General features: G+C 61.2%; 8 protein-coding genes. 2 read left to right on the plus strand and 6 right to left on the minus strand.

The annotated features are described in order from the left end of the window. Positions 1-57: 57 nt before the first annotated feature. From dgcA to DOM32_RS17430, 3 genes are all read right to left on the minus strand, one after another. Positions 58-2,115, minus strand: a complete 2,058-nt coding sequence (gene dgcA, locus DOM32_RS17420) for a dimethylglycine demethylation protein DgcA (RefSeq protein ID WP_110637016.1) — start codon at positions 2,113-2,115, stop codon at positions 58-60. A 108-nt stretch (positions 2,116-2,223) separates the two neighbouring features. Next, positions 2,224-2,754, minus strand: a complete 531-nt coding sequence (locus DOM32_RS17425) for a DUF5943 domain-containing protein (protein WP_110637019.1) — start codon at positions 2,752-2,754, stop codon at positions 2,224-2,226. 141 nt (positions 2,755-2,895) lie between these two features. Next, complete coding sequence (locus DOM32_RS17430; RefSeq protein WP_071230294.1) at positions 2,896-3,873, minus strand: dipeptidase; 978 nt, start codon at positions 3,871-3,873, stop codon at positions 2,896-2,898. Between the two features lie 323 nt (positions 3,874-4,196). On the opposite strand from DOM32_RS17430, the gene DOM32_RS17435 reads away from it, so the two are divergent. After that, complete coding sequence (locus tag DOM32_RS17435; protein WP_110637021.1) at positions 4,197-4,949, plus strand: AzlC family ABC transporter permease; 753 nt, start codon at positions 4,197-4,199, stop codon at positions 4,947-4,949. Beyond that, positions 4,946-5,293: an AzlD domain-containing protein gene (locus DOM32_RS17440; protein WP_110637026.1), complete on the plus strand. Its 348-nt coding sequence runs from the start codon at positions 4,946-4,948 to the stop codon at positions 5,291-5,293. The genes DOM32_RS17435 and DOM32_RS17440 overlap by 4 nt, the downstream gene beginning before the upstream one ends. Positions 5,294-5,407: 114 nt before the next feature. Here DOM32_RS17440 and DOM32_RS18305 read toward each other — a convergent pair whose 3' ends face one another. The 3 genes from DOM32_RS18305 to DOM32_RS17455 form a co-directional block, all read right to left on the minus strand. Beyond that, on the minus strand, positions 5,408-7,936 hold the full coding sequence (locus DOM32_RS18305) for an EAL domain-containing protein (protein WP_167400683.1): 2,529 nt from the start codon (positions 7,934-7,936) through the stop codon (positions 5,408-5,410). A 183-nt stretch (positions 7,937-8,119) separates the two neighbouring features. Further along, positions 8,120-8,770, minus strand: a complete 651-nt coding sequence (locus tag DOM32_RS17450) for an OmpA/MotB family protein (RefSeq protein WP_071230290.1) — start codon at positions 8,768-8,770, stop codon at positions 8,120-8,122. A 4-nt stretch (positions 8,771-8,774) separates the two neighbouring features. After that, entirely contained in the window at positions 8,775-9,584 is an 810-nt protein-coding gene (locus DOM32_RS17455; RefSeq protein ID WP_110637030.1) for a motility protein A, read from the minus strand. Positions 9,585-10,193 lie beyond the last annotated feature (609 nt).

The following is a 10,193-nucleotide window of genomic DNA, read 5'->3' on the forward strand; positions in this document are numbered from 1 at the left end:
GCTTTTGATTTTTCTTACAGCTTGAAGCTGATGGCTTACAGCTCTTCCGCTCGTGGCTCACAGATCCTTCAGTAACCGCAACGCATCATAGATCGCCGCGTGCGTATTCCTCGGCGCCACGCAGTCCCCCAGCCGGAACAGCGCGAATTCGCCACTTTCGGAAAGCGTCGGCTGTGGCTGAATGGCGTAGAGCGCTTCGAGATCGATCTGGCCGCGATTGCGCGAACGCTCCTTGAGCGCGTAGTAGAGCGATTCGTCCGGACGCACGCCGTTTTCGACGACCACCTGGTCGACTACCCGCTCCTCGTGCTCGCCGGTGTATTCGTTCTCCAGCAGAGCCACCAGCTTGTCGCCTTCGCGGTAGACCTTTTGCAAAGCCAGGTCGCCGGTCATCACCACGGCGTTCTGGTAGAGACTGCGGTAGTAGGTCGGGAAGGTGGTGCCACCGATCGCCACGCCGGGCTTGGTGTCGTCGGTGACGATCTCCACCGTGGCGCCCTGACTGGCACAGTAATCCGCCGTCGACATGCCGCTGAATTCGCACATGGTGTCGTAGATCAGTACGTTCTTGCCCGGCTCGACCTTGCCTGAAAGGATGTCCCAGCTGCTGACCACCAGCCCTTCCTCCGCGCCCCATTCGGAGACTTGCTCCAGGAACGGGTGGCCGCCGTTGGCGAGAACCACCACGTCCGGCTGCCGATCGCGGATCATCGAATCATCGGCGCGTGTTTCCAACTGGATATCGACGCCAAGCCGTGCAAGCTCCATTTCGTACCAGCGGGTGATGCCGGCGATCTGGTCGCGCTGTGGTGCCTTCGCCGCCAGCGTGATCTGCCCGCCCAGTTGAGGCTGGGCCTCGAACAACGTGACGTCGTGACCACGTTCGGCAGCGACCCGTGCCGCTTCCATGCCGCCGGGGCCGCCACCGACGACGACGACACGGCGGAGAGGTCCGGTGGTCTTCTCGATGATGTGCGGCAGCCCCATGTACTCCCGCGAGGTCGCCGCATTCTGGATGCAGAGCACATCGAGCCCCTGGTACTGACGATCAATGCAGTAGTTGGCGCCGACGCACTGACGAATCCGGTCGACGTTGCCGGCCTTGACCTTGGCGATCAGGTGAGGGTCGGCGATATGGGCGCGGGTCATGCCGACCAGATCCACATAGCCGCCCTCGAGCACCCGTTCGGCCTGGGTCGGGTCCTTGATGTTCTGGGCATGGATCACCGGGACCGAGACCACTTCCTTGATCCCCGCCGCCAGATGCAGGAATGGCTCCGGCGGGTAGGACATGTTGGGGATCACGTTGGCCAGCGTGTCGTGAGTGTCGCAGCCGGAACCGACAACGCCGAAGAAATCGACCATGCCGGTGGCGTCGTAGTAGGCGGCGATCTGCTTCATGTCGTCCTGGGAGAGGCCGTCCGGGTGGAACTCGTCGCCGCAGATGCGCATGCCGACGCAAAAATCGTCGCCGACCTCGGCGCGCACCGCCTTGAGTACTTCCATGCCGAAGCGCATGCGGTTCTCGAAGCTGCCGCCCCACTGGTCGGTGCGCTTGTTGACGCGCGGGCTCCAGAACTGATCGATCAGATGCTGGTGGACAGCGGAGAGTTCGCAGCCGTCGAGACCGCCCTCCTTGACGCGCCGCGCGCCCTGAGCGAAATCCGAGATCACCCGCCAGATTTCCTCTTCCTCGATGGTCTTGCAGGTGGCGCGGTGAACCGGCTCGCGGATACCGGAAGGCGACATCAAGGTCGACCAGTGGTGGCCGTCCCAGCGGGAGCGGCGTCCCATATGGGTGATCTGGATCATGATCTTGCCGCCGTGCTTGTGCACCGCATCGGCGAGATTCTGAAAATGCGGAATGATGCGATCGGTCGAGACGTTGACCGAACTCCACCACTGCTGGGGGCTATCGATGGAAACCGGCGAGGAGCCGCCGCAGATGGCGAGCCCCACGCCGCCCTTCGACTTCTCTTCATAGTATTTGACGTAACGCTCGGTGGTCATGCCGCCGTCAGTGGCGTAGACCTCGGCGTGTGCGGTACTGACCACGCGATTGCGAATGGTCAACTTGCCGATCTGTATCGGCTTGAACAATGCCTCGTATGCCATCGCAATCACCTCACATGGACCGACTCGAAAGCTGGCTTCTCACCGGCTTTCCAAGTCGATCTCGTTACTCACGAATTTACTGAACTATTTATCGCCTTCACGTCTTTTCTAGAGAGACGTGACCTCGAAATAGCCCACGTCATGGCCTTCTTCAGCCCCACTCTGCGTCTGCTCGGCGCGGGTACGAATATCGCTGCCGCGGGCCTCGAGAATCTGGTCCATGGCGCCGGCGAACCAGCCGGTGAACATGTACTCTTCGCGCTTGCCGGTCTTGCCGAGCTGGTAGACAAAACAGGAGTGCTCCAGACGTACCTTGGCGGTGCCCGCGTCGAGATCGATCTCTTCGGTGACGAATTTTCCCCAGCCACGCTGGGACAGGCGATTCATGTAGTGCTCGAACACCGCCACGCCCTCGATACCGTGAAGCTCCGCTTCCTTCTCGCACCAGTACCAGGCCGACTTGTAGCCGGCGTCGTAGAGAATCTTCGCGTACGCCTCGACGCCCAGTGCCTGCTCGACGGCAGTGTGGTTGTTGATGAAGAAGTGCCGTGGCACGTAGAGCATCGGCAGCGCATCGGTAGTCCAGACACCGGTCTCGCTATCGACATAGATCGGCAGTTCGGGGGCCATTGCAGTCATCTCGTTTACCTCGTTTTAAAAGCCGTAAGCCGTAAGCCGTAAGCCAAGGAACAACCGCTTCCATCTGCCAAAACAAATGGTTTTTTGCTTTTGGCTTTTTCTTCCAGCTTAAAGCTTATGGCTTACAGCTCCCCGCAGGGGTTATTCCCCCCAGACATCCTTCAAGACTCGAACCCAGTTCTCCCCCATGATCTTCCGCACCACCGGCTCGGAAAGGCCGTGATCCAGCAGCGCCTGGGTCAGGTTGGGGAACTCGCCGATGGTGCGGATGCCCTTGGGATTGATGATCTCGCCGAAGCGGGTCAGACGGCGGGCGTAGCCCTTGTCGTGAGTCAGCCACTCGAAGAAGGCTTCGTCTTGGCCCTGGGTGAAGTCGGTGCCGATGCCGATCGCGTCTTCGCCGACGATATTCATGATGTAGACGATCGCTTCGACGTAGTCCTCGACCGTGGCATTGACACCAGCGCGCAGGAACGGGGTGAACATGGTGACACCGACGAAACCGCCGTGATCGGCGATGAATTTGAGTTCATCGTCGCGCTTGTTGCGCGGATGTTCCTTGAGTCCGGTAGGCAGGCAGTGGGAGTAGCAGACCGGTTTTTTCGATTCCAGTATGACCTCTTCCGAAGTCTTGGAACCGACGTGGGAGAGATCGCACATCATGCCGACCCGATTCATTTCGGCGATCACCTCGCGGCCGTAGCCGGAAAGCCCGCCGTCGCGTTCGTAGCAGCCGGTGCCGACCAGATTCTGGGTGTTGTAGCAGAGCTGGGTAATGCCGACGCCGAGCTTCTTGAATATCTCGATGTAACCCAGCTTGTCCTCGAAGGCGTAAGCATTCTGGAAGCCGAGAATGATGCCGGTCTTGCCCTCCTCCTTGGCACGCGTGATGTCACGTGTGGTCATCACCGGGCGCACCAGCTCGGCGTTGTCGCGCATCAGTTGATTCACGCTGACGATGTTATCGACGGTGGATTCGAAATCCTCCCACACCGAAACCGTGCAGTTGGCGGCGGTGAGACCGCCCTTGCGCATATCCTCGAACAGCGCTCGATCCCATTTGGCGATGATCAGACCGTCGATGATGATGGCATCGTCGTGCAGGGATGACGTCGACATGCGGTACTCCTCCTCGGTTGCGCGCCCTCGGTGTTGGCATTGTGAAGAGACTTCTCGGTGAAGCCTCAAGGGCGACTGTTCCGCGCAGCATATCCCCCCACCCAACCACTCCGCCGACCGAAAGCGAATCCGAGTGTTCCGATTGCGTCACGCCGACTGTTCTCATCACGACGGTCGGTTCCGACCGTGTCGGCGACGCTAGGCGAGATTGACGCGCGAGAGCGCGTTGGATAGAACAGTCGGTCAGGCTGAGGACTGTCGCCTTCGCGACATGGCTGCAACGCTGCTGGTCATTATCGTTCCTGCCAAGGAAGAAGAATCGAATGTCTGATATCGGGGGAGTACGTCGGCTTCATGGCTGGCTGACAGGGGTGCGTGAAGCGATTCCACTGCTGGGCGGTTATATCCCGGTGGCGATCTCGTTTGGCCTAATTTCCGCACAGGCCGGATTCAGCACCGCGGAAACGCTGGCGATCTCGGCGCTGATCTATGCCGGCGCCTCGCAGTTCCTGTTCGTCGGCATGATTGCCAGCGGCTCTCCGCTGTGGCTGACCGTGGCGATGACCCTGCTGATCAATGTGCGTCACGTCGTCTACGCGCCCAACATCGCACCCTGGCTACCCAAGAGCCGCTGGTGGCCGTGGCTGATGCATGGACTGACCGATCAGATCTTCGCCCTCGCCCATAGCCGGCTGCCGCAGTTGTCGGAATCCCAGCGTGTCGGCTGGTTCTTCGGTGCCGCGATGCTGGCCTGGCTCAGTTGGATCGCCGGCTCTCTGCTGGGCGCGGTCGCCGGAGAGTGGCTTACCAGCCGCTGGCCGTTGCTCGGCGAGGTCATGCCTTTCGCGCTCCCGGCACTGTTTCTGGTGTTGATCGTGCCGCGATTCACCTCGCGCCGCTGGGCTGCCGCATTGAGTGTCAGCGTCGCCGCGGCGCTCGTCTGCACGCTGGTCGGGTTGACCAATATCGGCATCCCGCTGGCCGCCGCCTGCGGTGCGCTCTGTTTCTACATGGTCCGTCTGCCGGAAACGCTCGGAACGGACAAGGGAACGACTAAAGAAAGGCGTCCATCATGAGCCTCGAACTCTGGATCGGCATGCTCATTGCCGCAGTCGGTACCTATCTGATCCGGCTGCTGCCGCTGCTCTGGATGCAACGGCGACTGACGCGCAGCGGCGAGAATGGCCCCGTCGATGCCCTACCCAAATGGCTGGTGATCCTGGGGCCGATGATGATCGCCGCGGTACTCGGCGTATCGCTGGTGCCACGTACGGCGGATGCCGCCGGTTGGCTGGCGACCCTCATCGGCTTGGGAGTGACACTGGCGATCTGGTGGCGAACCCGCTCGCTCGGCTGGCCGGTGATGGGTGGTGTACTGACTTTCGGGGTGGTGGTGATCGTGGCGCGCTCACTAATGTGAACCACCCCCTCAGGGGCTGTTGCCGTTTCATGCCTCAGGGGCTGTTGCCCGTTTCATGCAAGGACGCGCCGGTGGTCACGGCGCGCCACGATCGCCGATATCGTGATGCGACACCTATGGCGAGACATCGTCGGCAGGAAGGCGATCCAGCCATTCGCCGGCGGCAGCCACATCCAGCGGCCGCGACAGCCAGTAGCCCTGAACGATCTTGCAGCCCTGCGCGCGCAGGAAATCGGCCTGGGCATCGGTTTCCGCCCCTTCAGCGATCACGTCTAGCCCCAGCGCGTTGGCCATGGCGAGGATCGCGCCGATGAGTTCGCCGTCTTCGTAGCTGTCAGGTAGCTCCCGGACGAAGCTCGCATCGATCTTGAGTGCACTGACCGGCAATCGGCGCAGATAGGACAGTGACGAATAGCCGGTGCCGAAATCATCGATCAGCAGGCGAATGCCGCGATCCCGCAGGCGCTGCAATATCCGATGTGTCGTCTCGGCATTCGGCAGCAAGGCGCTCTCGGTCAGTTCCAGCTCGATCAGTTCGGGCGACAGCGCATAACGCTCCAGACACTTTTCGACGTCATCGACGAAGCGGCGATCGCCGAGCTGCAGCGCCGAGACGTTGACCGCTACCGGCACGCGCGGCAAATGCCGCCAGGCGTGCAACTGGGCGCAGACCCGCTCCAATACCCAGCGGCCGATACGATCGATCATGCCGAGCTTCTCGGCCAGCGGAATGAACTGCTGCGGTGACACGACGCCCAGTTCAGGGTCGTTCCAGCGCAGCAGCGCTTCGAAGCCGACCAGGCGCTTGTCTTCCAGCGCCGCCTGGGGCTGATAGACCACCTCCAGCGCATCATTGTCGAGCGCCCGGCGCAGGCTCTGTTCCAGCGTCAGTGCCTGATGGTCGTTCTGGCCCATGTGCGATTGGTAGAAGCACCACTGGTTGCGGCCCGCTTCCTTGGCGCGATACATCGCGGTATCGGCGTATTTGAGCAGCATTTCGCCGTTCTGGCCGTCTTCGGGGTAGACGCTGATGCCGATACTGGTCGACACGTTGAGCAGATGGCCAAGCACTTCGAACGGACGACCGATGCTCTCGATCAACCTTGCCGACAGCGATTCGAGCCCGTCGAGACTTTCCACCTCATGGATCAATATGGTGAATTCGTCGCCGCCGAGTCGTGCCACCGACTCGCCCTCGCCGACCGTGGCCTGGAGGCGCCTGGCGATGGTGGACAGTACCTGATCCCCGGCGTGATGCCCCAGGGTATCGTTGATGCGCTTGAACAGATCGAGATCGAGAAACATCACCGCCATGCGATGGCCGTGGCGATGGGCGTTGGCGCGCGCCTGCTCGAGACGATCCAGAAACAGCCGCCGATTGGCCAGACCGGTCAGGTCGTCGAAATAGGCCAGCCGATGAATCTGCGCCTCCCGGCGCTTGCGGTCGGAAATATCGCTGAATATGGCAGCAAACTGCAGAATCTGGCCCTCATCGTCTCGAATCGCAGTGATAGTGAGCCACTCGGGATAGATGTCGCCGTTCTTGCGCCGGTTCCAGATCTCGCCCTGCCAATAGTCCTGCTCCAGCAGGGTACTCCACATGTTGCGGTAGAATTCCGGTGTCTGGCGCCCGGAACTCAGCATGCTGGGGCGATTGCCGACAGCCTCCTCGGCGCTGTAGCCGGTCAGTACGGTGAAACTGGGATTGACCGACTGGATGACACCATGGGCATCGGTCATCATGATGCCATCCATCGAGGCGTTGATGACCCGCTGGGCGAGGCGAAGATGCTCAGAGGAGGCACGCAGCGCATGATCGCGCACCTTCAGTGTCTCCTTGAGTTGCAGCACGACTTCGTATTCGAGACCGGCCATGATGTCGCCGAACGACAACAGCCCGCACAGCTCACCCTGTTCATCGAGCACACCGAGATGGCGAAAGGCCTTCTTTCGCAAAAGCTCCACGGTATGCATCAGCGCCATGCTTCGCGGTCTGGTCAGCAGGGTCGGACTCCCGGCCTCGCCCAGGCAACAGCCCAGACGTCTTTCGGCCAGCAGCGTCACCATGTCACGCTCGGTGAAAATACCCAGCGCGCCGTTACCGTAGTCGATCACCGTCGCGTCGACGTTCGCCTCGCGCATTCGCGCGATGGCGGCATCCAGAGGCAGCGACGCCGCCAGTACCAGCGGCGGATGGATGACGATCGAGCCGATGTCGCGCATCGTCAGGTAATGCTCGACGCGCTGGCCGAGCACGATATCCGACTGGGTGACGATGCCCAGCGGATGCCCCTCGTCATCTTCCACCAGCAGGCGGCGAAGGCACCGCCGCTTCATCAGCAAAGCGGCTTCGTCGAGGCCGGCGCCATGGGCGATACGTACCACCGGGCTGCTCATCGATTGCGCGATCGGCGCGTCGAGCAGGTCGGGATCGGAAAAGTCGAGACGGCGCGCGTCGCCTTCGCTCCAGATGCCGCAGATGTCATCGTCCTGCGTCACCAATACACAGCTCGCCCTGGCGGCATGCATGCGCTGAATGGCATCGCCAAGGGTTGCCGATACGTCACAGGTCAGCAGCCCGCCACTGGCCAGTTCCGCGATGCTGGGTTCATGGGCCATCTCTTCTGGGGAATGTCTCGTCACGCTATAACCATGCTTAATGATCAAATGAACAATCGCTCCGGAAACCTCGCCCATCGAGGCGAGAGAAGCGCCTGTTGCTGGTCATTGCCATCGTTCTATCGATACCGTTCTATCGCCACCGTCTATCGATATTGTTCTATCGTCATTTTTCTATCGCTGCCTTGGCCGAGCCATGCCCGGAGATCATGGCGACGTCGATGCGGTCAGCAGAATATCGACCCGGCGATTGGAGGCTCGCCCTGCCGCCGTCGCGTTACTGGCCGCCGGACGCGTATCGCCGTAACCGATCGCACGCAGGCGCGAGGCATCGACGCCCTGCCCCACCAGGTAACGCACCACGGCGATCGCCCGCGCTGCCGACAGATCCCAGTTGGAAGGGAATTGCGGCGTCGCAATCGGCACGTCGTCGGTATGCCCTTCGACGGAAATCTCGCCGTCGAACGCCTTCAGCTCGCCGATCAGGCTGGCGATCGTCGTTCGGCCCTGGTCGATCAGCGTCGCCCGCCCGCTAGGAAAGAGCAGGTTGTCATCGATGCGCAGGGTAACGCCCCGCTGTCCCTGAATGACGTGAACGCCGGGAATATCGAGATTGGCAAGGCGAGGGTTCAACCCCTCGTGTTGTGGCTGAATACCGGTGCCCGCACTCGCCGCCGAGGCGGCAACCTCGGTTGCCGTGACGTCCTCTCCCTGCCCCCTGGGAATAATCGCCAGCAGCAGGACAAACAGGGTCAGCAGCAGCGTCAGCACGTCCAGATAGCTGGTCAGCCAGCCCTCTTCCTCTCCTCCGGCCGTGCTCGGTGGCGCCAGCAGCTGCTGCATTGCACGGTTCTGCATGAGGCTACTCCTCCTGTGCCGAGACGGGGCGCGGCTTCACGTTGCGATCGCTCAGCTCGTCGTGGTAGTTGGCAATGAAGGAGTTGAGAGTCTCTTCGATGAATGACGGTAGGCGGCGCTTGCTCATCAGAGAGATCCCCTCCAGCACCATGTTCATGGTGATCAACCGCTCTTCCGTGCGGCGTTCGAGCTTCACCGCGATCGGCTTGAACACCAGGTTGGCCATCAGAATGCCGTAGAAGGTCGTCAACAGGGCCACGGCCATGCGCGGGCCAATGATGTCGAGCTGCCCGGCGTCGACCACTTCCAGCATGTTCACCAGCCCGACCAAGGTCCCGATCATGCCGAACGCCGGCGCATACGTTGCCATGGTGCGAAAGATCTGCGCATCCGCCTGCTCTCGCGCCTTGAGCCGGGTGATACGCCATTGCAGCACGTCGAATATCTCATCCTCCCGGGTATTGGCGATGAGCAGTTGAATACCCGAGCGGAGGAACGGGTTGCGCACGTACTCGAGCTGGTTTTCGACCCCGCGCACGTTGCCCTGGGTCCACAGCCTGGAAAGACTGACGAGTTCATCGATATCGGCACGCACATGGGTGTCTTCACGCTTGAATACCACGCCGACCAGACGCACCACCCGCAAGACCTCCTTCAGCGGATAGCTGATGAAGGTGGCCGCGAAAGTGCCGGTGATCACCAGCGCCAGCCCCGGCAAATTGATGAAGCTTTCGGGCGATTCGGCAGTGAAGAACAGGACGCAGATCAGCAGCAAGATGCTGGCGAAAATGCCTATCAGCGTCGAGGGATTCATCAATGGCTCCTTTGCGGTCGTTGAACTTCAGTGGCAGGCTTCCCGTCACCGGGAACGACATCGGGCCGATGCGCGGACGGCAATTGGCTACCGGGCGCCTGGTTTGGCGGAATCCTGGGGCATGGGTCGACTCGATCCCTTCCTCGTGGAAACGGCCAAAACCAGGAAAATTACATTCATTAATATATCTTGACCATTTTTTTCATACTACGCTGGATCACGTTTTTTGCCCGCGTCGAATCGTCGCTGGCCAGTCTGGGACGTCCGCGCCATGACCGGCCAGGAAAGGTAGGAAAGGTTAGAAGCAGAAACGCGCGCCTGATGTCGCGGTCAAGAAAGAAGGTGTGGAAACAGGCGGAAATACGGGAGCGAGAGGATACCGGCCACACCACAGATCGAGTGACGCAAGTCAGCAGAAGGCCGGTGGGGAGAAAGCGCGGCCGCATCCGACACGGCCGGCAAGACTCTCCCGACGGATGCGCCGTTCGTGCCGCAGAGCTGCAGGAAGCCCGTCACCCCAGCGCTACGCTGGCGTAGGTTGGCTCCCCCCGGGCATGACTTAACGCAACCGTCGCGCTACTGGACTGCATCAGTGGGTCGTTATCCATC

The organism is Salinicola salarius (assembly GCF_003206135.1).
Lineage (GTDB): Bacteria > Pseudomonadota > Gammaproteobacteria > Pseudomonadales > Halomonadaceae > Salinicola > Salinicola salarius.